The organism is Microbacterium sp. C448 (genome assembly GCF_000582705.2).
Lineage (GTDB): Bacteria > Actinomycetota > Actinomycetes > Actinomycetales > Microbacteriaceae > Microbacterium > Microbacterium lacus_A.
Genome location: NZ_HG779710.1, coordinates 1 through 271 on the forward strand (window position 1 = coordinate 1; position 271 = coordinate 271).

The window sequence follows — 271 nt, forward strand, 5'->3', positions numbered from 1 at the left end:
CCGAAGGCTCATCGGTGGATCGAGGCTTAGCCTCCCGCTTTGAAATGCCTCTCGTATGCGTGCGCGCGAAGTTCTTGATGGTTCGTTTCACTTTGTCGTCGCTGCGGTTTTGCTCCTCCTCCACCGCGGCCGAATCCAGGACCTCGGCGAGGTACCCCAGCAACTCGCCAAAACGATCGCGCAGAGCCTCTGCTCCAGGGGCGTCCGGGGAAGTTGTGAGAAGCAGTACGAGCTCCCTAGCTGTAGCTCTCCGTGACGTTGTGAACGCGTT

1 protein-coding gene is annotated in these 271 nt (G+C 59.8%); it reads right to left on the reverse strand.

Annotation, left to right across the window (positions count from 1 at the left end; translation table 11 throughout):
- A partial coding sequence (locus MIC448_RS10770) for a hypothetical protein (protein ID WP_207875935.1) occupies positions 1-271 on the reverse strand: 271 nt, incomplete at both ends.